Annotated in this window: 24 protein-coding genes; 8 read left to right on the top strand and 16 right to left on the bottom strand. The window is 64.3% G+C overall.

Annotation, left to right across the window (positions count from 1 at the left end; genetic code table 11):
- Positions 1 to 104: 104 nt before the first annotated feature.
- From AC3WJE_RS12395 to AC3WJE_RS12385, 3 genes are all read right to left on the bottom strand, one after another.
- The gene (locus AC3WJE_RS12395; RefSeq protein ID WP_493731110.1) at positions 105 to 1,523 is read right to left on the bottom strand and encodes an ATP-binding protein; all 1,419 of its coding nucleotides are present in this window, start codon (positions 1,521 to 1,523) and stop codon (positions 105 to 107) included.
- A 25-nt stretch (positions 1,524 to 1,548) separates the two neighbouring features.
- Positions 1,549 to 2,232: a response regulator transcription factor gene (locus tag AC3WJE_RS12390; protein ID WP_079224892.1), complete on the bottom strand. Its 684-nt coding sequence runs from the start codon at positions 2,230 to 2,232 to the stop codon at positions 1,549 to 1,551.
- 72 nt (positions 2,233 to 2,304) lie between these two features.
- The gene (locus tag AC3WJE_RS12385; protein ID WP_493731109.1) at positions 2,305 to 2,679 is read right to left on the bottom strand and encodes a PepSY domain-containing protein; all 375 of its coding nucleotides are present in this window, start codon (positions 2,677 to 2,679) and stop codon (positions 2,305 to 2,307) included.
- A gap of 336 nt (positions 2,680 to 3,015) precedes the next feature.
- Between AC3WJE_RS12385 and AC3WJE_RS12380 the strand changes: the two genes are divergently transcribed.
- Together AC3WJE_RS12380 and AC3WJE_RS12375 are read left to right on the top strand one after the other, a co-directional pair.
- Positions 3,016 to 3,858, top strand: a complete 843-nt coding sequence (locus AC3WJE_RS12380; protein ID WP_493731108.1) for a class I SAM-dependent methyltransferase — start codon at positions 3,016 to 3,018, stop codon at positions 3,856 to 3,858.
- Positions 3,859 to 3,996: 138 nt separating this feature from the next.
- Positions 3,997 to 6,330 (top strand): S9 family peptidase, encoded by a 2,334-nt coding sequence (locus tag AC3WJE_RS12375; protein WP_493731107.1) that lies wholly within the window; start codon positions 3,997 to 3,999, stop codon positions 6,328 to 6,330.
- 243 nt (positions 6,331 to 6,573) lie between these two features.
- On the opposite strand, the gene AC3WJE_RS12370 is transcribed toward AC3WJE_RS12375, so the two are convergent.
- Positions 6,574 to 8,538 (bottom strand): alpha/beta hydrolase family protein, encoded by a 1,965-nt coding sequence (locus AC3WJE_RS12370; RefSeq protein WP_493731106.1) that lies wholly within the window; start codon positions 8,536 to 8,538, stop codon positions 6,574 to 6,576.
- Positions 8,539 to 8,693: 155 nt separating this feature from the next.
- Here AC3WJE_RS12370 and AC3WJE_RS12365 point away from each other — a divergent pair, with 155 nt between their 5' ends.
- On the top strand, positions 8,694 to 9,818 hold the full coding sequence (locus AC3WJE_RS12365; RefSeq protein WP_493731105.1) for a DUF1615 domain-containing protein: 1,125 nt from the start codon (positions 8,694 to 8,696) through the stop codon (positions 9,816 to 9,818).
- A 15-nt stretch (positions 9,819 to 9,833) separates the two neighbouring features.
- On the opposite strand, the gene AC3WJE_RS12360 is transcribed toward AC3WJE_RS12365, so the two are convergent.
- Positions 9,834 to 10,160 (bottom strand): DUF3817 domain-containing protein, encoded by a 327-nt coding sequence (locus AC3WJE_RS12360; protein WP_493731104.1) that lies wholly within the window; start codon positions 10,158 to 10,160, stop codon positions 9,834 to 9,836.
- Between the two features lie 431 nt (positions 10,161 to 10,591).
- Here AC3WJE_RS12360 and AC3WJE_RS12355 point away from each other — a divergent pair, with 431 nt between their 5' ends.
- Complete coding sequence (locus AC3WJE_RS12355; protein ID WP_493731103.1) at positions 10,592 to 11,515, top strand: arabinan endo-1,5-alpha-L-arabinosidase; 924 nt, start codon at positions 10,592 to 10,594, stop codon at positions 11,513 to 11,515.
- Positions 11,516 to 11,742: 227 nt separating this feature from the next.
- Here the strand turns inward: AC3WJE_RS12355 and AC3WJE_RS12350 are convergent, their stop codons facing one another.
- The 6 genes from AC3WJE_RS12350 to AC3WJE_RS12325 all read right to left on the bottom strand — a co-directional run bounded on the left by AC3WJE_RS12350 (position 11,743) and on the right by AC3WJE_RS12325 (position 16,341).
- Positions 11,743 to 12,921: a serine hydrolase domain-containing protein gene (locus tag AC3WJE_RS12350; protein ID WP_493731102.1), complete on the bottom strand. Its 1,179-nt coding sequence runs from the start codon at positions 12,919 to 12,921 to the stop codon at positions 11,743 to 11,745.
- Positions 12,922 to 13,285: 364 nt separating this feature from the next.
- Positions 13,286 to 14,551 (bottom strand): RNA polymerase sigma factor, encoded by a 1,266-nt coding sequence (locus AC3WJE_RS12345; protein WP_493731101.1) that lies wholly within the window; start codon positions 14,549 to 14,551, stop codon positions 13,286 to 13,288.
- Positions 14,552 to 14,595: 44 nt separating this feature from the next.
- Positions 14,596 to 14,952, bottom strand: a complete 357-nt coding sequence (locus AC3WJE_RS12340; protein WP_493731100.1) for a DUF1428 domain-containing protein — start codon at positions 14,950 to 14,952, stop codon at positions 14,596 to 14,598.
- A gap of 44 nt (positions 14,953 to 14,996) precedes the next feature.
- A complete protein-coding gene (locus AC3WJE_RS12335) occupies positions 14,997 to 15,446 on the bottom strand; it encodes an SRPBCC family protein (protein WP_493731099.1) in 450 nt (149 codons plus the stop codon).
- Complete coding sequence (locus AC3WJE_RS12330) at positions 15,443 to 15,883, bottom strand: VOC family protein (RefSeq protein ID WP_493731098.1); 441 nt, start codon at positions 15,881 to 15,883, stop codon at positions 15,443 to 15,445. Before AC3WJE_RS12330 ends, AC3WJE_RS12335 begins: the two co-directional genes overlap by 4 nt.
- Before the next feature lie 35 nt (positions 15,884 to 15,918).
- Entirely contained in the window at positions 15,919 to 16,341 is a 423-nt protein-coding gene (locus AC3WJE_RS12325; protein WP_493731097.1) for a YciI family protein, read from the bottom strand.
- A 162-nt stretch (positions 16,342 to 16,503) separates the two neighbouring features.
- On the opposite strand from AC3WJE_RS12325, the gene AC3WJE_RS12320 reads away from it, so the two are divergent.
- Complete coding sequence (locus AC3WJE_RS12320) at positions 16,504 to 16,902, top strand: YciI family protein (protein ID WP_493731096.1); 399 nt, start codon at positions 16,504 to 16,506, stop codon at positions 16,900 to 16,902.
- Between the two features lie 152 nt (positions 16,903 to 17,054).
- Here AC3WJE_RS12320 and AC3WJE_RS12315 read toward each other — a convergent pair whose 3' ends face one another.
- The 3 genes from AC3WJE_RS12315 to AC3WJE_RS12305 form a co-directional block, all read right to left on the bottom strand.
- Positions 17,055 to 17,717, bottom strand: a complete 663-nt coding sequence (locus AC3WJE_RS12315; RefSeq protein WP_493731095.1) for a glycoside hydrolase family 11 protein — start codon at positions 17,715 to 17,717, stop codon at positions 17,055 to 17,057.
- Between the two features lie 261 nt (positions 17,718 to 17,978).
- A complete protein-coding gene (locus AC3WJE_RS12310; RefSeq protein WP_493731094.1) occupies positions 17,979 to 18,842 on the bottom strand; it encodes a hypothetical protein in 864 nt (287 codons plus the stop codon).
- Entirely contained in the window at positions 18,805 to 19,077 is a 273-nt protein-coding gene (locus tag AC3WJE_RS12305; RefSeq protein WP_493731093.1) for a hypothetical protein, read from the bottom strand. The genes AC3WJE_RS12310 and AC3WJE_RS12305 overlap by 38 nt, the downstream gene beginning before the upstream one ends.
- Before the next feature lie 181 nt (positions 19,078 to 19,258).
- Here AC3WJE_RS12305 and AC3WJE_RS12300 point away from each other — a divergent pair, with 181 nt between their 5' ends.
- Entirely contained in the window at positions 19,259 to 19,885 is a 627-nt protein-coding gene (locus tag AC3WJE_RS12300; RefSeq protein ID WP_493731092.1) for a YiiX/YebB-like N1pC/P60 family cysteine hydrolase, read from the top strand.
- A gap of 57 nt (positions 19,886 to 19,942) precedes the next feature.
- Here the strand turns inward: AC3WJE_RS12300 and AC3WJE_RS12295 are convergent, their stop codons facing one another.
- Both AC3WJE_RS12295 and AC3WJE_RS12290 read right to left on the bottom strand, forming a co-directional pair.
- The gene (locus AC3WJE_RS12295; RefSeq protein ID WP_493731091.1) at positions 19,943 to 20,395 is read right to left on the bottom strand and encodes a hypothetical protein; all 453 of its coding nucleotides are present in this window, start codon (positions 20,393 to 20,395) and stop codon (positions 19,943 to 19,945) included.
- Between the two features lie 26 nt (positions 20,396 to 20,421).
- Positions 20,422 to 20,889: a hypothetical protein gene (locus AC3WJE_RS12290; protein WP_493731090.1), complete on the bottom strand. Its 468-nt coding sequence runs from the start codon at positions 20,887 to 20,889 to the stop codon at positions 20,422 to 20,424.
- Positions 20,890 to 21,112: 223 nt separating this feature from the next.
- Between AC3WJE_RS12290 and AC3WJE_RS12285 the strand changes: the two genes are divergently transcribed.
- Both AC3WJE_RS12285 and AC3WJE_RS12280 read left to right on the top strand, forming a co-directional pair.
- Positions 21,113 to 21,457: a hypothetical protein gene (locus AC3WJE_RS12285; protein WP_493731089.1), complete on the top strand. Its 345-nt coding sequence runs from the start codon at positions 21,113 to 21,115 to the stop codon at positions 21,455 to 21,457.
- A 63-nt stretch (positions 21,458 to 21,520) separates the two neighbouring features.
- Complete coding sequence (locus AC3WJE_RS12280) at positions 21,521 to 22,000, top strand: hypothetical protein (RefSeq protein ID WP_493731088.1); 480 nt, start codon at positions 21,521 to 21,523, stop codon at positions 21,998 to 22,000.
- Positions 22,001 to 22,067: the final 67 nt, after the last annotated feature.

Here is a 22,067-nt window from a genome sequence, read left to right as displayed (position 1 = left end):
GCTGGTGATCCTCAATGCCCGCGCTCGTGATGCCTGGGCCGGCACACCTGCGCTTGGGTAAACAAGACAGTTGCTACAGCGCGACGAATCCGGTCGTGCCTGCGTCACAGTCCCGGCGGCAGCGTGACTTCGAAGCGGGCGCCGCCCAGTTCTTCCGAGCGCTTGACCTGCAGTTCGCCGCGATAGCCCTTGACCAGGTCCTGCACGATCGACAGGCCGATGCCGTGGCCTTGTACGCGCTCATCGCCGCGCACGCCGCGCTGCAGGATCTTGGCCACATCCTCCGGCGCGATGCCGGGGCCGTCGTCGTCCACCGCCAGCACCAGACCGGCACGGCGGCTGCCGGCAGCGCCTTCCGGACGGGCGGTCAGCAGCACGCGATGCCTGGCCCACTTGAAGGCATTTTCCAGCAGGTTGCCGAGCAGCTCCTGCAGATCGCCCGGTTCGCCGTGGAAGCGCGCCTGCGGATCGATCTCGAACTCGCACAGCACGCCCTTGCCGGAATAGACCTTCTCCAATCCGCGCACGATTTCCTCGGCATTGGATTCGATCGGCAACGGCGCGGCGAACAGTTTGTGTCCACTCGAAGCCGCGCGCGCCAACTGGTAGGACACCAGGTTGTTCATTCGCCGCAACTGCACGTCCAGTTCCTCGCGCAGCTCCGTATCCGCACTGCCGCTGTCGAGCTGGGTGCGCAGCACTGCCAGCGGCGTCTTCAGGCTGTGCGCGAGATCGGCCAACGTGTTGCGCTGGCGATCCAGGTTCTCGCGCTCGCTCTCGATGAAGGCGTTGATGCTGTCGGTCAGCGGCTCCAGCTCGCGTGGGTGGTTCTCGCTCATGCGCTGGGCCATGCCGCGCTGGACCTTGGTCAGCTCGTTCACCACGCGCCGCATCGGACGCAGGCTCCACTGCAGGATGAAGGCCTGCAGCAACAGCAGCACCACACCGGCACTGCCCAGCCAGAACCACACGCTGCCGCGGAAGCGGCGCAGCTGCGCGCCGAGGCCGCGCGCGTCCTCCATCACGTAGATCGTGTAGGGAATCTCGTTGCCGTGTTCGCGCTCGACATAACTCACGCCCATGCCGTAGCGGTACACGTCACCCTGGCTGCCGTCGATCTGCAGCATCGGCAGCGGGCCTTCGAAGCGTTCTTCGCGCGGACGCAGCATGCCGCCGCTCTGCGGCAACACCGGGCCTTCGGCCGACATCGAGGTCCAGCGCTCGTTCGGGCGCACCACCTCGGCATACACGCCACCGCCGGGCACGTCGAAGCGCGGGTCCGGCGGCTGCTCGCCGATGTAGAGCGAGCCATCGCGCACGAACTCGATGCTCTTGACGTAGCTGGTGGCGTAGTTCTTCAGCCGCTCGCGCAGATTGCTCTCGGCGGTGTCGGCGAACACCGCGTCCAGCGCGTAACCGGCCAGGGCCAGGAACGCGAGCAGGCTGAGGCTGGCGGCCAGCAGCTGGCGCGCCTGCAGCGAGCGCGGCCGCCAACTCCTGACGGACCAGAAACGGGCGAGCACGCTGCTCTCTAACCGGACGCTGCGATCAGCCTTCGTTGCGCGGGATCGCGAAACGGTAGCCACGGCCGCGCACGGTCTCGATCGGCTTCAGTTCGCCGTCCGGGTCCAGCTTCTTGCGCAGGCGGCCGATGAAGACCTCCAGCACGTTGGAGTCGCGGTCGAAGTCCTGCTGATAGATGTGCTCGGTCAGGTCGGCCTTCGAGACCAGCTCGCCCGCATGCATCATCAGGTACTCCAGCACCTTGTACTCGTAGCTGGTCAGATCGACATTGCTGCCGGTGACGCTGACCGTCTGCGCCGCCAGATCAAGCGCGACCGGGCCGCACTCCAGGGTCGGCTTGCTCCAGCCGGCGGCGCGACGCAGCAGCGCGTTGACGCGTGCCAGCAGCTCCTCGACGTGGAACGGCTTGACCAGGTAATCATCGGCGCCCTGCTTGAGGCCCTCGACCTTGTCCTGCCAGCTCGAACGCGCGGTCAGGATCAGCACCGGGAATTTCTTGCCCTCGTCACGCAGCGCCTTGATCAATTCCATGCCCGACATCTTGGGCAGGCCCAGATCGATGATGCCGACGTCGAACGGCACTTCGCGGCCCATGTACAGGCCTTCCTCGCCGTCCTGCGCAGCGTCGACCGCAAAGCCTTCACGCTTCAGGCGTGCCGCCAGGGTCTCGCGCAGCGGGGCTTCGTCTTCGACCAGAAGGATACGCATGAACTCTCCCTAGTTACGTTGATGGCCATCAGGCCTGAGATATGTGTCGGGATAACGGCAGACTATCGGTACTTACCGGTGATCGCCGCGTGGTGGTGGCCCGTCCGACATCTCCGAAGGACGCGGCACGCGCGGTCCTGAAGCGTCGGGCGTGGTGTCGTCCATGTAACGAACGCGGCCGCGGTCGTCCAGGTACTTCACACGATTGATGTTGCGGCCGTCGAACGGCACCCGCTCGGCACCGAGGATCTGGCCGCCGGTCGAGCGCTGCACCCGCCGGATCGCCTCCGACAGCGAACGCCCGCCATCGTTGCGCGCGCCCTGCGGCATGATCGGCCGCGCTTCCGGGGCCATGCCGCGATCCTGCGCCAACGCAGGCATCGCCACCGCGGACGCCAATGCGGCGGCCACGAAGGCGATGCTGAAGCGGAAGGGCGAGTGGGTCACAACCGGAATCCTAGCGGAGTGTTCAGGGTCGTTCAAAATTCGTGAAACACAGGGTTTCCGAAAACTGCCGCGGCCTCTGAAATCGGAGGCAAATTCTTGATTTTTCGGGGTGAATCCGATCTGAACTTTTCCGGGCAACGCATGTCTCGTTCAGCCAAATGAACAACATTTCCGCCCCGGATTGCAAGCTTTCGGGGATTTGCAGGGCCGCTGCCACATGCCCGACAGGCCGGAGAAGCCGTTCCTGTCGGGTCCCCGCCTCTCGTGACGGGGCTGCCGGCGACGGGAAGGCGTCGGTTACGATGCCCGCCCCCTTGTGTCAGGTACCCCACCGCCGTGTCCCATTACACCGGCCCGCTGCTGACCCGTCCGCTCGCCGACGCCCTGCTTGCCGCGCGCGACAGCGGTGCGACCGACTGGCACGGCTCGCTCGACCTCGGCCGCTCGACCGGCAGCGCGGTGCTGGAGGCCGGGCATTGGCAGTGGGCCGGGCAGCGCTACCCGTACCCGGACCGGCTGAAGGACCGCAGCATCCACTACTGGGACGGCGAGGACTTCGCCCCGGTCTCGCGCTTTTCCGGCTCGCTGATCAAGCTGGTGCCGACTGAATGGGGCGCGCCGACCTTCGAGATCGACGGCATCAAGATGCTGCCGACGATGAAGGAGTCCCCGTTCGAGGACGCACGCCGCAAGGTCGCGCTGATCGAACCGCGCGGCAAGACCGTGCTCGACACCTGCGGCGGGCTCGGCTATTTCGCCGCCTGCTGCCTGGAGGCCGGGGTGACGCGGATCCAGTCGTTCGAGAAGAACGCCGACGTGCTGTGGCTGCGCACGCTCAATCCGTGGTCGCCGGACCCGGACGCGCCCGCCAGCGGCGGCCGCCTGCAACTGGCGCAGGCCGATGTCTCGCAGGCGATCGCGCAGATCGCCGATGCCTCGGTGGACGCGCTGCTGCACGATCCGCCGCGCTTCGGCATCGCCGGCGAGCTGTATTCGCAGGCGTTCTACGACCAGCTCGCGCGCGTGCTGCGCCGGGGCGGCAAGCTGTTCCACTACACCGGCAGCCCCAACAAGCTCACCAGCGGCCGCGACGTGCCGCGCGAGGTGGCGCGGCGACTGGAGAAGGCGGGTTTCAAGGCGCAACTGGCGCTGGACGGCGTGCTCGCGATCCTTCGCTGAGCCCGGAATCATGTGGCGCTGCCGCCACATGACGCGGCGGCGCGCACGACTTCCGGCAGGGTCCGGGCCTGGCCGAAGCGGCTAGCATCGAGCACTCGCGCGCCAGCGCGCGACGACCTTCTGTTCCGGGATCCCTCGATGCCTTCAACGCTTGTCCCGCGCCGCCTGCTCGGCGCCCTGATCCTGGCCGCACTGCCGTCACTGGCCGCCGCCCAGCCCGCTACCGTCACCGAAGCCGATTACGCGCGCGCCGAACGGATGCTGGGCTACCAGGCCCAGCCGCTGGTCGATCACGCCGTGACCCGCGTCGACTGGCTCGATGCCGATCACTTCGCCTACGTCGACCACGATGCCAACGGCGACCGCCTGCTGCGCATGGATGCCGCCACCGGCAAGACCACGCCGCTGTTCGAGCAGAAGGCGTTGGCCAAGGCGCTCAACCCACTGCTCAAGAGCGACGACAAGCCGCTGGACCCGAACGCCCTGCCGATCCGTGGCATCAGCCTGGCCGCCGATGGCCGCTACCGTTTCAATGTGCGCGGCACCGCCGTGTTCTGCGACACCAAGGCCGTCTGCAGCAAGGTCTACGCCAAGGACAAGCCGGAGCCGGGTACGCCCTCGCCGGATGCACGCTCGGAAGCCTTCGTCCGCGACTGGAACCTGTGGGTACGCGACCTCGCCAGCGGCCAGGAAACCCAGCTCACCAGCGACGGCAGCGAGAACTACGGCTACGCCACCGACAACGCCGGCTGGTCGCACAGCGACAAGGCCATCGTGGCGTGGTCGCCGGACTCCAGGAAGATCGCCACCTATCGCCAGGACCAGCGCAAGGTCGGCGACATGTACATGGTCAAGACCCAGCTCGGCCATCCCGAGCTGCAAGCGTGGAAGTACCCGCTGGCCGGCGACAAGGAAGTGACGATGATCGAGCGCGTGATCGTCGATGTGCCCACGCGCAAGGTCGTGCGCCTGCAGATGGATCCCGACCAGCGCCGCTCCACGCTCTGCGACGATCTGGCCTGCGCATCGGACGGCGTGTGGACCGACGTGAAGTGGGCCGCGGACGGCAACACGCTCGCATTCGTGTCCACCGCGCGCGACTACAAGCAGGTGTGGTTCCGCATCGCCGATGCCAACAGCGGCGCGGTGCGCACCGCATTCGACGAGACCGCCAGGACCTATTACGAGAGCGGCCAGGTCGGCGCCAACTGGGCCTACCTGCCGGACAGCCACGAGGCGATCTGGTTCTCCGAGCGCAGCAACTGGGGCCAGCTGTACCTGTACGACCTCGACACCGGCAGGCTCAAGCACGCCATCACCACCGGCGAAGGCAACGTCACCGAACTGCTGCGCGTGGACGCGAAGACGCGTACCGCGTGGTTCCGTGCTGTCGGCCGCACGCCGGGGCTGGATCCGTACTTCCAGCAGCTGTGGAAGGTGAGCCTGGACGGCGGCGAGCCGCTGCTGCTTTCGCCCGAGGCAGCTGATCATGCGATCAGCCTGTCACCGGACGGCACGCGTTTCGTCGATGTCTATTCGACCAACAGCACGCCGCCGGTCACCGTGCTGCGCGATGCCGTCGACGGCCGCACCACCAGGACCGTGGCCAAGGCCGACATCCGCCGCCTGCAGGCGATCGGTTGGGTGCCGCCGCAAGCGATCACGGTGAAGGCGCGCGATGGCAAGACCGAGCTGTACGGCACGCTGTTCAAGCCCTCCAATTTCGATCCGTCGAAGAAGTACCCGATCGTCAACTACATCTATCCCGGCCCGCAGACCGGCTCGGTGCGCGGACGCGGTTTCCTGGTCGATCAGAGCGGCAACCAGGCGCTGGCCGAACTGGGTTTCATCGTGGTCGCCATCGACGGCATGGGCACGCCGTGGCGCTCCAAGGCCTTCCACGACACCTGGTACGGCGACATGGGCGACAACACCCTGCCCGACCAGGTCGCCGGGATGAAGGAGCTGGGCCAGCGCTATCCGTGGATCGATCTGGCGCGCGCCGGCATCTGGGGCCATTCCGGCGGCGGCAACGCCTCCACCACCGCGATGCTGCGCTACCCGGATTTCTTCAAGGTCGCCTGGTCGGAAAGCGGCAACCACGACAATCGTCTCTACGAGGACGCCTGGGGCGAGAAGTACCAGGGCCTGCTGACCACCGACAAGGACGGCAAGACCAGCTACGACAACCAGTCCAACCCGGCACTGGCCGACCAGCTCAAGGGCCGGCTGATGCTGGTGCACGGCACCCTCGACGACAACGTGCCGCCGGACCACACCCTGCTGATGGCGCAGGCATTGATGAAGGCCAACAAGACCTTCGACATGCTGATGCTGCCCAACGCACGACACGGCTACGGCGAGGAATACACCCCGTACGTCACCCGCCGCCGCTGGGACTATTTCGTCGAGTACCTGATGGGCGCTACGCCGCCGGATAATTACTTGATGAAGCCGATGCCGAAGGGGTGAGAGTGGTGCTGCCGGCCCTGAACACCCGAGTAGCGTCGTCATTCCCGCGAGGCGCTTTTTCACAGCCGAATGGCTGGTAAAGCGGGAAGCGCTTTTCAGCAGCCGAATGGCTGATCATCCATGGACGTCAGCTCCTACGGGAGCTGTGAGTAACAGATAAGTCCTTGGATTCCCGCATTCGCGGGAATGACGAGCAAATCGGAGCCTGCAGCAGATCGTGAGCAGGCTCCGAGCGACACCGCGCTACTGCGCGGTCGCACCGCCCAGATATTTGTTCAAGAACGCCAGCAACCGCGTGTAGTACTCGCGACGATGCGGTTCGGTGTAGAAGCCATGCCCCTCGTTGGGGTAGTACAGACTTTCCACCGGCACACCGGCCTTCTTGAGCGCCTTTTCCATGCGTTCGGTATGGGCCACCGGCGCGCGTTCGTCCTTGCCGCCCGCGGCGAGGAACACGGGTGCCTTGATCTGGCCAGCCAGGTTCTTCGGCGAGCGCGCAGCCAGCGTGCGGCGGTCGCCCATCCAGTCGCCGGCCCAGTTCCTGGCCCAGCGCGCGCGATCTGATTGGTCGCTGTACATCAGTTCCAAGTCGTACACGCCGACATAGCCCGCCGCGCATCGATAGAGGTCCGGCTCCTTGGCCACGCCCATCAGCGCCGCGTAGCCGCCATAGCTGGCGCCATAGATACAGATGCGCGAAGCATCGGCCACGCCCTCAGCAATCGCCCAGCGCGTGGCGTCGGTCAGGTCATCCTGCATGGCGCCGCCCCACTCCTTCGCACCCGCCTGGACATGCGCGCGACCGTAGTTGCCCGAGCCCCGGTAGTTGACACGCAGCACCGCATAACCCGCTTCCGCGAGGATCTGCGCATCGTCGTCGAAGCTCCAGGTGTCGAAGATGCCGAACGGCCCACCATGCGGCAGCAGCACCATCGGCAATGGCTTGCCGGCCGACGCACCCAGCGGAAGTGTCAGATAGCCGTTCAACAGCATGCCGTCGCGTGCCTTGAAGGTGATCTCGCGGCTTGCCGGCACATCGCCGGGCGGGAACCACTCGCGCCGGCTGAACACCCGATCGGCGGTTTTTTTCACGGTATCGAACAGGAAGTAGTCGCCGTTGTTGCGATCGCTCCAGACATACACCAGCGCCAGCCGGCGATCGGCCGTCACCGAGGTGATGTAGAACGCATCGCCTTCGAATCCCTTTTCGAGCGCGCGATACAACCGGGGCGTCGGTCCATTTTCATCGAAGAAACGATTGCGAACCCGGTCGCTCATGAACGATGCACCGATCGGTGTCTTGCCGTCCAGGTCGTACAGGATCCGATAAGGACTGACCCGCTCGTCGCGCAGCAACGTGGTGTACTGGCCTGTCGACGGATCCCAGGACATCACCGCATCCGGACCGCTGGCCTGTTGCACGCGCAGATAGGCCAGCTTGCCGTCGGCCGAGAATCCCAACGGGGACTCACGATGGAAACTGGTGTTCTCATCGTTCACCAATCGCCACGGGGTGTCTTCATCGTCGCGGTAGTAGAGCTTGCTGGCGTTGCCGACGTCCGCGCCGTCGGCAAAGCGCACGCGGCCAGCAGCATCGGCGATGAAATCGGCACGGCGCACCGGCGCGACGGCCACCCTCACCCGGCGGCGTGTGTAGATGTCGAGCTTGTCGATGTAGACGTTGGGCTCGCTGGTCAACGCCATCGACGAAACCAGCACGTTGCGCGGATCCTGCGCCAGCGTATCCAGCATGAACACGGCCGGGTCGAGTTCTGTCTTGAAGCTCGCCACGCCCACCGTATCGTTCACGCCGTAGGGGCTGGCCAGCAAGCGCGCGTTCTTGCCGTCGGCATCGATCGCGTGCAGTTGCCCGATCGCGATCGGCTCGTCGCGCGCGCCCAGGCGCTCGGCCATCGACACCACGAGCCGCTGGTCGTTGGCCCACCAGAAATCGTCCACCACCGAATCCGCGCGCCCGGTGATCTTGGCGGTGACCTGCTTGTCCGCCCGTCGCAGGATCACCAGGGCGGTGCGGTCCTCCAGCGGCATGGTGACCGCGTAGTACTCGCCCGTCGGTGAAATCTTGACCCGCTCGTAGCGGTCGTTCTTCAAATAGGGCGTCAGGTCGATCGCCTGGGGCCCCGCATACGCACACGACGAAAACACATGGGCCAGCACCATACTGGCCGCAACGATCCAACCACGCATCCTGATCACCCTGCTCCTTCCCCTGAGTGCTTATGGTGACAAACCCCATCAGGCAACGTCCATCCCTTCAAGGCGGCATGAAGAATGCGCCCTGCCCGGCATGGCGCGGCGTTCCCCGACTTGTTCCCGACCAGGCCGCACGGTATTGATGGCACATGAGCACCCCGCACCTGCCAGCCGATTCGCGTCCCAGCAGTTCCGCTCGGGTGCTGCTGGTACTCACCCTCGCGCTGCTGCTCGGCGCCTGCGCGACCTCCGCGCCGCGTGCCCCGGAACGTACCCCGGGCGATGTAAAGGCGGACATCGCCCGGCGCATTCCCGCCGGCATCGCCGACCGCAATGGCTGGGCCAACGATGTCTACGTCGCGCTGACCTCGCAGCGGCTCGATACCAGCGCCGACAACATCTGCGCGGTGCTGGCGGTGATCGAGCAGGAATCCACCTATCAGGCCAATCCGGCGGTGCCCAATCTCGGCAAGGTCGCGCATGAGGAGATCCTCCGCCGCGCCGGGGCGCATCACGTGCCGGCGTTCGTCGTGGACACCGCATTGAAGCTGAAATCGCCGAATGGGGTGGCTTATCGCGACCGCATCGCCAAGGCGCGCACCGAGAAGGACCTCAGCGATACCTTCGAGGATTTCATCGGCAGCGTGCCGCTCGGCAAGACCTTGTTCGGCAGCTTGAATCCCGTGCATACGGCCGGGCCGATGCAGGTGAGCATTGCCTTCGCGCAGGCGCACGAGGATGGCTATCCCTACCCGATGCCTGGCTCGGTCCGCGATGAGGTGTTCTCACGGCGCGGCGGCGTGTGGTTCGGTACGCGCCATCTGCTGGGCTATCCGGCCCACTATGTCGCGCCGCTCTATCGCTTCGCCGATTTCAACGCGGGCTGGTACGCCAGCCGCAACGCGGCCTTCCAGTCGGCGTTGTCGAAGGCCAGCGGCATCCCGCTCGCGCTCGATGGTGATCTGCTGGTCCCCGGTTCCGACCTGGACGCGCCCGGTACCACCGAACGTGCCGCACGCAGTCTCGGCAGCCGCCTGGGCCTGGACGATCGCGCCATCCGCCAGGCACTGGAGAAAGGCGACACGCTCGACTTCGAGCGCACCGACTTGTATCAACAGGTGTTCGTGCTGGCCGAAGGCTCTACCCGTCGCTCTCTCCCACGTGCGGTACTCCCCGGCATCAAGCTGGAGAGCCCCAAGATCACCCGCAACCTCACCACCGCCTGGTTCGCCGATCGTGTCTATGGACGCTGGCAGCACTGCATGGCGAAGTGACGCGACGCATCAAACTCAGCGCGCGGCGGCGGGGCCGAGCAGGCCAACGCGACGGAAGACCATCTCCACCGGCACCGTGACCAGCGGCGGCAGCGCCGCGAGCAGGCTCAGCAGCCACGCCCACCAGGGCCAGCGCAGGCGTATCGCCGCCACCAGGCTGACGCCGACGTAGAACAGGAAGGCCGCGCCGTGCAGGCGGCCGAACAGCCACACGCCCAGTTCGGTGGTCTGCAGGCCGTATTTCAGCCACATTCCGATCAACAGGCCGGCCCAGGTCAGAGCTTCGAGAAACGCGGCAACGGCAAACAGCCGGCCGACAGGCGACAACGGATTGGAAGACACGCAGGACTCCAGACGGATAGGAAAATTCGCCGCGACGCGATGGCGGCGGCGACGCCCGCTGGCGACCGACATCATACAAGGGTGCGAAATCCGCAGACGCCCCGGGATAACCATTACGGCATCCCTCGCATCCTTTCTTGCGAAGTGCGACCCCCGTCGAGGCCGCGAAATCCACGTTCGCGCGTCATATGCGCGTCGCGACGCGGGGCCACCGGGAGGAAACGGCAGCCCGTAGCCGAACGCTTGCCCACGTATTGCCTGCAGGGACATCCACCGACGTCCCGATCAGGTTGCACGGGCTCGCGTCAGGCTCGCTCGAGCCATTCGACGCGACGCGACATTCAACGTGCACCACATGCCCCTGGATCGGGGCCCACTTGAGGGAGGGAAGGAACATGGCATCACGCACTACACGCAAAGGAAATCTACGCTTGGCCTGGCTGGCAGCGCTGCTGCTGAGTCCGCTCGCCGCACTGGCGGTCGGCCCCGGCGTGGTCACCGGCGACACCAGCATCCACGATCCATCGATGGTCAAACGCAGCGATGGCCGCTACTACGTCTACGGCTCGCACAACGCCACGCTCACCAGCACCGATCGCACCGCTTTCAGCAACGCCGGCGCGACGTTCTCCACCATTCCCAGCTGGGTCTACACCTACAACAGCGACGGCGATATCTGGGCACCGGATGTGTCCTATCGCGACGGCAAGTACCTGATGTACTACACAGCGTCGAGCTTTGGATCGAACAAGTCGGCGATCGCGCTGGCCTCCAGCACCACCGGCGCGCCGGGCAGCTGGACCAACCAGGGCATCGTCTACAGCTCCACCACCAGCGACGATTACAACGCCATTGACGGCAACCTGGTCGTGGATGCCTCCAATCGCTGGTGGCTTGCATTCGGCTCGTACTGGAGCGGCATCAAGCTGATCCAGATCGATCCATCCACCGGCAAGCAACTCGCCAGCAACACCTCCCGCTACAGCCTGGCCACGCGCGCCAGCCCGGGCGCGGTGGAAGCACCGTTCATCCACCGCGCCAACGGCTGGTACTACCTGTTCGTGTCCTTCGATGCGTGCTGCCAGGGCGCGGCCAGTACCTACAAGATCGCCGTGGGTCGCGCCAGCCAGATCACCGGGCCGTATCTGGACAAGTCCGGCGTGGACATGCGCTCCGGCGGCGGCAGCGTGATCCACTCCAGCCAGGGCAGCATGCACGGGCCGGGCGGTCAGTCGGTGATCACCGATGCCGACGGCGACATCATCGTCTACCACTACTACGACGATGCCGGCACGCCGCGCCTGGGCATCAACCGCCTCGGCTACGACAGCAGTGGCTGGCCGGTGGTGCAGTAACTTCGGATCGGCAAAGCGATCAGGGCAACCTGATCGCCTCGCCATCCCGAAATCAGGGCCCGGCACTTCGCTCGGGCCCGAACTGCATGTAGTCGATTACGGCGTCAGCAGTTGCTTGAGCAGTTGTCGATGCGTCTCACGCACTCCGACGAGTTGGCGATCGGCGTTGGCGCGCGGCAGGATCCTCTCTGCACTGGCAAGGGACATCGCCGCGAAACACCTCAAGCTCACTGCGATGCGTTCGCTTTCATCTGGTAAGGCACATAACCCTCCCAGCGCCAAGGCAGATTCGTCGGCCCCATCAGCAAGTCGACAAGTTCCTTGAATATGCCCGTGGCGCGCACGCTGTTGGACATCAGCAGCACGCAGGCCTGTCGGGGTTGCACGCACAGTGCGTAGTTCGCCGTCACCTCGTTCTGGCCTTCCTTGAAGAAAGCATGGCCGTACGGCGTCTCGAACACGCCCCAGCCCAGGCCGTAACCCAGCTTGATCGATCGATGGGCATCGGTGCGCGCCTCGCTGAACGTGGGAAACTGGGTCGCGCTGTCGATGGGCACCTGCAACCGGATCATCTCGGCCTTCGAGCGATCGCTCAGGCCTTCCCCACGTACTACCGCCGCAAGCAAGGCCGACCAGTCGGCGAGTGTGGTGTCCAGCGATCCAGCCGCCTTGACCGAAGAACGATCGTCGTGCGGCGTCATCGCACCTTGCTCGTCGTAACCCTGGGTCAGGTTGCCGGCGAAGTCGTCGCGCCAGGTCATGCTGCTGCGCTTCATGCCGAAGCGCTCGAAGATCCGCTTGCGCATGTCCTCGCCCACGTTCACACCGAGCTTCTGCTCGATGACGAACTGCAGCAGGTTGATGCCCTCGCCGGAGTACGCAAAGCGGCTTCCCGGTTCCAGCCGGATGCTCAGCTTCTGGTCGGGTTCGAAGAAACGGATATTGGGCAGACCCGCGGTATGGCTGAGCAGCATGCGCGCGGTAAAGCTGCGCCAGCGCTCGTCACCTCGCAGGTCGGCGTAGCGCTCATAGTCGGGAAGCGGCTTGTCCAGATAGTCCGCGATGGGCTGGTCCAGATCGATCAAGCCCTCATCGACCAGTTGCATCACGTAGTACGCGAACGTGGCCTTGGTCAGCGATGCCCCGTACATGATGGTGTCGTCGCGCAGTGGCAGGTTGCGTTCCACGTCGCGCTGACCATAACCGCGCCTGTAGACCACGCGGCCATCGCGGATCAAGGCCAGCGCCAGCCCTTTCACCTGATTGGCCTGCATGAGGCGCTCGACCTCCCCGTCAATCGATACGGAAGTGAGCGGCTTTCCATCCAACGTCTCGGCCACTGGTTGCGCTGCATGCGCAGGAGCCAGCGTGACCAGCGCGATCGCGACCATCAGGCATCTCAGCACGGCCCTGCTCCCCAACCGGTGGAATGGCGCCATTCGACGCCAGCAGCGGTACGAAGTGGAGGGCCGGAAGTCAGGGGGTCGTGAGTCATGGCGCGATCAACCCCAGGGCGTGTCATCCATTCCCGCGAGGCGTTTTTTCAAAGCCGAAGCGCTTCACAACAGCCGGATGGCGCGTAATGGCGGGTAAAGCCGGAATGACGGCATGGGGATGCCGTCCACCCGACACCGTCGTCCCCGCGCAGGTAGGGATCCAGTGCCTTGCCTCAATAAAAGCTCAAGTCGCCGCCCCCCGCCTGCACGGGGAGGACGGCTGGTCTTGATGCGACAACCGAAGGTGGATACCGATCAGGAACCCAAGATCAGATCACCCGCCACAGACACGCGCTCGCGCCTGCATGTGCTCGCGCTCGCGTGCATTGCCGGTCAATGCCGCCGCGCGCTCGAACGCGATGCGTGCCTCGGCATGGCGGCCGAGCTTTTCCAGCAGGTCGCCGTGCAAGGCCGGCAGCTGCGGATAGTCGCGCACCCCCGGGTCCTCCATCAGCGCTTCCACCAGCGGCAGTGCCGTCGCTGCGCCTTCGGCACGGCTGACCGCCACGGCGCGGTTGAGCTCGATCACCGGCGACGGCGCGATCGCGGCCAGCCGCGCATACAGCATGGCGATGCGCGCCCAGTCGGTGTCCTCGGCACGCAGCGCCTGCGCATGGCAGGCGGCGATCGTCGCTTGCAACACGTAGAAGCCGTCACCGCCACCGAGCCGCTGCGCACGCTGCAGTGACTGCAGGCCACGTGTGATCTGCAGCCGATCCCAGCGTGCGCGGTCCTGCGCATCGAGCAGCACGATCCCACCCCGGCCATCGCTGCGTGCGCGGCTGCGCGAGGCCTGCAGCTCCATCAGCGCAAGCAGGCCATGCACCTCGGCTTCGCCCGGCATCAGACCGGCCAGCACGCGTCCCAACCGCAGCGCTTCCTCGCACAATGCCGGCCGCATCCAGTCCTCGCCGGCACTGGCCGAGTAGCCTTCGTTGAACACCAGATAGACCACTTCCAGCACGGAATCCAGGCGTTCCTGCAATTGCTCCCTGCGTGGCACCTCGAACGGCACCTGCTTCTGCGCCAGCGTCTTCTTGGCCCGCACGATGCGCTGCGCGATGGTCGGCTCCGGCTGCAGGAAGCCCCGCGCGATCTCCGGCGTGCTCAACCCGCACAGCAGGCGCAATGCCAATGCCACGCGCGCCTCGGCCGGCAACACCGGATGACAGGCCACGAACACCAGCCGCAGCATGTCATCGCCGATGTCGTCTTCCAGGCTTGCATCGCGAGCGGGGTCGTCGCGCATGGATGACTCGCCTTCCAGTTCCAGCGCCAGTTCGGCGTGCTTGCCCGCATGCAGCCGGCGCTGGCGCAGCTGGTCGATGGCGCGGTTCTTCGCCGTCGTCATCAACCATGCCGCGGGGTTTTCGGGAACCCCGTCGCGCGGCCAGCGCTCCAACGCCGCGGCGAAGACCTCCTGGGTGAGTTCCTCGGCCACATCGATGTCGCCTCCGATCCGCGCCAGGCGCGCGACCAGCTTCGATGCTTCCATCCGCCACAGCGTATCGAGGGTGGCATGCAGATCGGAACGTGTCATCGGCGCGGATCACAACACCGCGCCAACGCCGATGCAAGCCGCGCTCACGACTGCACGATGGTCTTGAAGCCGCCCCAGATCATGCGTTTGCCATCGAACGGCATGTTCTTCATGTCCATCCCGGCGAGGCGCTTGTCGGCCATCGCCAGCTTGTTGACCTTGTCGCGATGCGCGCGCGAGGTGTAGAGGATGTACGAAAACACCACCACCTCGTCCTCCTTCAGCTTCACCGACCTCGGGAACGAGGTCAGCTTGCCTGCCGGCGCGTCGTCGGCCACGCTTTCCAGGTACGCCAGCGCGCCATGTTCCATCCATACCTTCCTGGCCAGCCGCGCCAGTTTCTTGTATTCGTCCAGCCGCGCCTCCGGCACCGGCACGATGAATCCGTCCACGTAGCTCATTGCAGTTCTCCTCTCAGGTTCAGGTAACCGATGGCACCCCTGCATCAGGCGCCGTCGGGAATCTCCGCTTCGACCAGCTGCGCGAGCAACTGTAGCGACTCCTGCCAGCCCAGGTAGCAGCCCTCGACCGGGATCGCATCGGGGATGCCCTCCTGCACGATGTTCAGTTCGGTGCCGACCGAGACAGGTTTGAACTCGATCGTGGTGCGCATCGTGCCCGGCAGGTTGGAATCGTCGAACGCATCGGTGTGGACGATGCGCTGGTCGGGCACCAGTTCCAGGTATTCACCACCGAACGCATGCACGGCACCGGTGCTGAAGTTGGTGAACGACATCCGGTAGCGGCCGCCGACGCGCGCGTCGATCGCGTGGACCTTGCCGGTGAAGCCATGCGGCGGCAGCCACTTGGCCAGCGCTTCGGCATCGAGAAAGGCCCGGTAGATCCGCGCCGCGGGTGCCTTCAGCACCCGGTGGAAACGCACCGTGCCGCTCATGACGCACCTCCCTGGACCTCGGCCTGGAACGGCTTCATGCAGTTGACCATCCACGGCTTGCCGAAGCGGTCGGTGAACATGCCCCAGCGATATGCCCAGAAGGTCTCGCCGATCGGCGCCATCACCCGGCCGCCGACGGACAGCTCAGCGAAGATGCGCTCAGCCTCCTCGTTGCTGTCCACGTCGATGTTGATCGTCGTGGTGGCGCCACCATCGCCATTCTGGGCGCCATCGGCCCCCATCAGCTCGGCGCCTTCGGCCAACAGGTGGATGTTGGCGATCAGCGGCTTCATCGCATCCGACATCGGCCCACCCTCCATCGGCGGCATCTCGCCGTAGGTCACGCTCGACAGGATCTGCCCGCGCAGCACCTGCGCGTAGAACTGGAAGGCCTCGCGGCATTGGCCCTGGAACATCATGTAAGGCATCAGTTTCATCATCGTCTCCTTGGAATCCGTCGCTTGGGGTGGCATCAACGCGTGCCGATGCGCTCGCGCAGACGTTCTTCCTGCTCGCGCAATTCCGGAGTGAAGGCCTCGCCGAAATCCTCGGCCTCGAACAGCGGGCGGATCTCGACCTCGCATTCAGTCCGGAATGGATTGGGACAACGCCGGGCCCATTCGACCGCCTCGCCCATCGAACGCACCTGCCACAGCCAGAAGCCGGCGATCAGCTCCTTGGTTTCCGCGAACGGCCCGTCGAACACATGCCGCGCCGCACCGTCGTAACGCACCCGCACCCCCTGCGAACTCGGCTTGAGGCCCTCGCCGGCCAGCATCACGCCGGCGTTGACCAGTTCCTCGTTGAAGCGGCTCATCGCGGCTATCAATTCAGTGTCCGGCATCGTCCCGCTCTCGGACTCGCGCGTGGCCCGGACCATCACCATCACTTTCATCGCTCTGCTCCCGTGGGGCGGAATGCCCACCTTCACCCTGTATGACGAACGGGAAGGAGAAGAATCGACAGACTCGGGAAAAGAATTTTTTCGCGGCACCGCAGCATCGTCCGTCACCGGCCCTGTGCGAGGATGTCGCCCCACCCGCAAGCACGCACCGACATGCAATTCCTGCTGCTGGTCTACCCCGATCCCGACCTGCTCGCCGGCTTGCCCGACGCCGAGCACGATGTGCTGATGCGCGGCTGCCTGGACCACGCCGAAGAACTGAGGGCACAGGGCATCCTGCTGGCCTACCAGAAGCTGGAGCTGCCGGCCGCGGCCCGCACGGTGCGCATGCGCAGCGGCCGCAGCACGGTGCTGGACGGCCCGTTCGCCGAGACCAAGGAGTTCCTGGCCGGCTTCAACCTGATCGAGGCCGCGGACATCGACGAAGCCGTCCGCATCGCCCACGAATTCCCCTGGATACGCTACGGCAGCATCGAAGTGCGGCCGCTGTGCGACATGGGCGCCGAGCGCCGCCGTGTCGGCGCGAAGACGGTGGTTGCCGTCACCAGCTGATCACGCGAGAAACCCGAGGTTCGAACCCCAGTCGATAACCCCTGTGGGAGGGACTTCAGTCCCGACGAGCCTTCCCCATATCACCCACCCTGCAGCTCGAATACCCCGCTCCCCACAGGGCCGGACGCACGCCCGGCCCCATGGAACACCTCTTACTGCTGCCACACCGTAACGTTGGAACTGCCATTGGCGCCGAAACCTTCGGTCGCCATGATCTGGTAGTTGTGCGTTCCCAGATTCATCCCGTAGCTGCTCCACGCGTTGACGTGATTGGCGAAGGTGATCGTGTTGTTGGTACCGGTCGCACGCTTGGAGGTGCGCACGCTCCAGTACTGGTAGAAGGTCGCGGTGCCGATGATCGATGGCGCATTGACCCGCTGCGTGCGGTAGATGTTGTAGGTACCGCCATCGCTGCTGACCGTGCCCATGAACGTGCCGCCGCCCGGAGGCGTGAACCCGCCCCAGTTGTCGACCACGTAGTACTCGATCAGCGGACTGGTGGTCCAGCCGTACAGCGTCAGATAGCTGTTCGATCCCGGATCGAACACACCGGCGTTGTAACCGACCCGCCGCGAACTGCTGCCGGTCGCCCAGCCCTTGCCGGTGACCAGATTGTAGCTGCCGCCGAGCGTGTAGCTGGTGCTGTAGTTGCCGTCATTGCCCAAGGTGACGCAGGCCGAGCCGCCATCCTTCCAGAACGAATAGAAATACCCGTTATGCGTGCCGGTCTGGTTGCTGCAGACCTGCTGCGCATTCACCCCGGCCGCCGCGCCCAGGGCAAGCGCCGCGGGCAGGATGCGAGTTAGCGCTATCATTTTCAGTGACGCAAGTTCCATGGTCCCTCCTCCATTTATGGTCTTGTGTACGGATTCGCCGCGGCCGATTTCAGATCGGCCTGGTCCAGCCGGCCGGGATATGAAGGCACGATGTGTTTTTCATAGTCAACATCACTTGGCCTGGTCACAGCGATGACAGCGCTGCCAGTTGCTAATTCGTACGCATCCGGCAGATCCAGTTGGCACCAGGCGTGCTGCCGCACACGGCTCATCGGGCAATCAACCTACCGCTCACCATCGCTACTCCTCCAGCGGCAAGATCTTCCCGTCCTCGATCTTCCACACGACGCCCTTCGCTGTACTGACGAACATCGGCTTGTTCGCCCACAGGCTCCAGAATACGTGCACCTCGGTGGGTGTCGGATCCATCAGATGGGTGATCATCATCCCAACCGAGCGCGGATCGTTTTTCAACGTCACGCAGCTACGGGTGAAAGCACGCTGCGACAGGATTGCCTGACCATCGGTTTCGAAACGATAGGCACCCCCCAACGGTATGACCGAGCGGTTGGTTGTCCCTGGCAGGAAGTAGACCAACCAATGGCCGGGTTCATCCGCCGGCAGAACGACAGAATTGTAGGTGCCTGGGCACGCCTCGAAGTTCACCTTTAGCGCCACCTCCCGTGCAGCAGCCGCACCCGCTTCGTAGCCATCCAATGGCGCCGGTGTCGCAAAGGCCTCCAGCGCGGGCTTCTCCGCAGAGCTCACGGGAACCGCGACGCGATACAGCGCTGCTGGTGTCGCATCGATGAAAGTCACCACGATCGCATCATTGCGCTCCTCGGTGATCCAGCCCTGTATGCGCTTATCGCGGGCGAACTCACGATTTTCCAGCAGCATATCGGTGGCAGTCGCCGCTGCCTCATCATGCCGATAAAGCTTTCGCGCCATTCCTTCCGCAAAAGCGATGGCATCAGACGTCGACCCTTTGCTCTCGACTGCGCTGGTCTCCTGTGCTGATGCAAGCATGGCGATCCCGAAACTTCCGACGCCCACAAAAACCAACGCGACTACCACTCTCCATATTTGCATTGCCATCCCCTGTGATTTTTTCAATCCGCTATTTTCATCGACTTGATCGAAAACCGGGTAGAACAACTTCACCGCATGCCCGCCCCCCTGGCAGACGACGAATGCGCCCCTTGAACCGCTGACTGTGCTCGAAGGTATCCATACGCAGATCCCAGCCGATGAGTTGCACCCGCCTGGTAGGGCCGCGGCGGAAGATCACGCCCGTGTGCCCTTCGCGCGCCAGGATCGCATACAGCCGAGTTGCGACCGGTCGGCTTTCGGCTTCGTTCTTTGCAACTTTCACGGTCATCTTTTCCGGAGAATACATGGGCGATTCGTATCAGCGTGCCCATGCATCGTGTCAGGCCCGCTGACGTGACGGAAGTGAGCCCGGCCGCTTTTTCCCGTCGCCCGGGAGGCCCCTTAACTCGGACATTCGTCCGCCTGAAGCGCACTTCGGTCCGGCACAGCGATAATGCCCCACCCCCTGACCACATCACACGATGCGCATGCGGACGTTTCTGCTGTTGATCTCCCTGCTGACCACGTCGGCATTCTCCCCGTCGGCCTGGGCGCTGCGCCTGCTCGACGGCGACCTGCTGTTCGTCACCGCCGGCACTACCGGCCTGAGCGGCGCCATCGATGAGGCCACAGCGAAGACGGGATCACCCAGCTTCGACCACATCGGCATGGTGGCGCACAAGAAGGCCGGCGATGTAGTGCTGCATGCTGACGAGAAGGGCTCCCGGCAGCAGGTGCTCACCGAGTTCCTCGACGAGGCTGAAGCCAAACACCGGCAGGTGTTCGTCTATCGGCTCAAGGACCGATATCGCGATGCCATTCCTGACGCGATCGCCCAGGCGCAACGCATGCTCGGCAAGCCGTACAACGTCACCTACGTGCAGGCCGAGGACAGCTACTACTGCTCCGATTTCATCGAGCGCGCGTTCCGCGCACACCAGGTGTTCGCCCTGCAGCCGATGAATTTCAAGAATCCCCAGACCGGGCAGATTCCCGCGTACTGGATCGATTTCTATCGCAGCAAGGGGATGGACGTGCCGCAGGATCTTCCCGGCACCAACCCCAACGACATGGCGCACTCAGCGGCCCTGGAGTACGTCGGCCGACTCAGCTAACACGCACTGCATCGACCTGGATCCCGCGATCCACGCCGATACCGCCAAAAGCCGCCGTCACTCCTGATGCGCTGGCATTGCCACGCCGGGTACCTGGTCGCCCTTGGCATACATGCACTGCGCGTAGGCGTTGTCGTACGCCCGCTGGATGCTGTACTGCGTCGTACCTGACGAGGAGCTGCCATTGCTCGCTCCAACCGCGGCTCCCGTGGCCGCTCCCACCGCCACGATCCCGCCGTCGTGAGGTCCCGGCCCGCGCAAGGCCATGCCCACCGCTGCACCCAGCACGGTCCCCAACGCCGTGGCGCCCGCCGTCTTGTTGTTGGCCTGGTCCGTCATCCCTCTTACCGAATTGGCCGCGTACTGGCGGCACTCCGCATCGTCGGCCTGAAAAGCCTGGAACGGCTGGTCGGGGGCCGGCATCACCCGGATGGTAGGCGCCATCGGCGTGGTCGCGCAGCCCGCCAGCGCCAGCACGACGCCACAGGCGCTCCATACTCGTGTGTTCATGTGTCGCACCTTCTCGAAGAATCGGTTCAAGGAATCGGCTGCCTGACGAAGTCGGTCGGGCACGTCTGCACCTGCGGGTAATACCCACGGTCCGAGCAGAAGTAACGAAAGCGCGGCGGCGGCGCGACGGGCACTGCGGGCTCGGGCGGCGCATACACCACCGGAGGCGATGGCGCGCGATTCACCACCGAAACCACGACGGGGTAAGGATAGACAGGCTGGTCGTACCAGTACCACATGCCATCCACGACCCACCACCAACCCCAGCGACCATCAAAATAATCGTGCCGCCAACGCCCATCGGCCCACAGCATTCGATCGTCCGGTCCGAAGTGACGAAAATCGCCGTGGAATTGATGGGGCTGACCACCGGGCCCCGCCATGCCCCGCTCCATCCTCCCTTGGCCGCTTCTTCGCGGCGGTCCGTCCTGCGCCTGCACCGTAGTTACAGCAAACAGAGCGAACAACATCGACGCAGAGAGAAAAACTTTCATGAGACGGCCCGGAAGGCATGGGGATCTGGCGAGGAGCCAATATAGGCTTCGAACCTTTCTGAAACTTGATCGCGGAACCTTTTCCCCGAAGTGAGACAGCGATCATTCAAATTCCGCTAAATCAAATTCCTTCGGTTGCAATTTTTTGCGAAGCTCGACGCATTTGGTCACTTATTGAATTTATTTATCGATGCCAGGCATCGACTGATGGCTTGTCGCGTTCATGGACGACGCGGTGATGAGCCCCTCCGAACCCTACCGATCACCCGGCAGTGCTGATGAGTTCGCCATCAACGGGCACGACGCCTTCGGAAGTTTCGAGCGCATGATGATCCTGAAGGCCGGCAATCACGCATCGACAGGTACCTGCAGCGCAACGCCGCCGAGCGACTGGCCTGGAACGATATCTTTGGTCTGCCTCATGCTCTCGGCGCGTCAGAAGAGTGCGACGCTCGGCGGATTTTATTCTAGAATCGCTCAATTCGCCGAAGAGGAAGGCGAACTTCACCGGGCGCGCTCTTGCAACTCCTGTCGCTCCCCGGATTTTCAACCATTTAATTCAAGTTAAATACTTTTCGGGAAAACAATGAGCTCTCCACGGAACAGGACAAGGAAATTTTTCGCCACCGCGATGTTCTTCGCAATCGCCGGAACCGGCCTGTACTGCACCCCGGTGCTTTCTCCAATTTCCTCGGCACACGCCCAGACGGAATATCTCCCGACCAAGGAAGACTTCGTTGGAAAATGGACACTGACCGGATCCGCGATCCGGCCACCGCGAGATCTGGAAGGCTCGCCGACGCAGGAACAGGAGGCCGCCGCTACCAAGTTTCAGCAGACGGTAACTGCACTTTACGGTGCGTTCGATTACCTCGAGATCAAGCCGGACGGCCGTTACAACTTCCATCAACCGGGTGATCCCGAGTCAGGTGCCTGTGTCTGGTGCGGAACCTGGTCTTTCAGGAACGACTCGCTGTGGCTTGACCTCGACACTGCTCCCAGACTCGATATCTACGCCGAAGCCGGTGACATGCAGATGACTTACACGGCAGACCCCGATAAGGCATCGCAGTACAAATGGCTGGTTTTCGGCTGGACAAAGCTTGACTGAGGCCTGGAAACAAACGGGATCGGGTTGTTTTTCGACCTGATCCCGTTTCAGCGGGGCAATGAGGGCC

Source organism: Pseudomonas sp. GW821-FHT07E12 (assembly GCF_058986605.1).
This window is presented reverse-complemented; position numbering and strand designations above follow the sequence as displayed.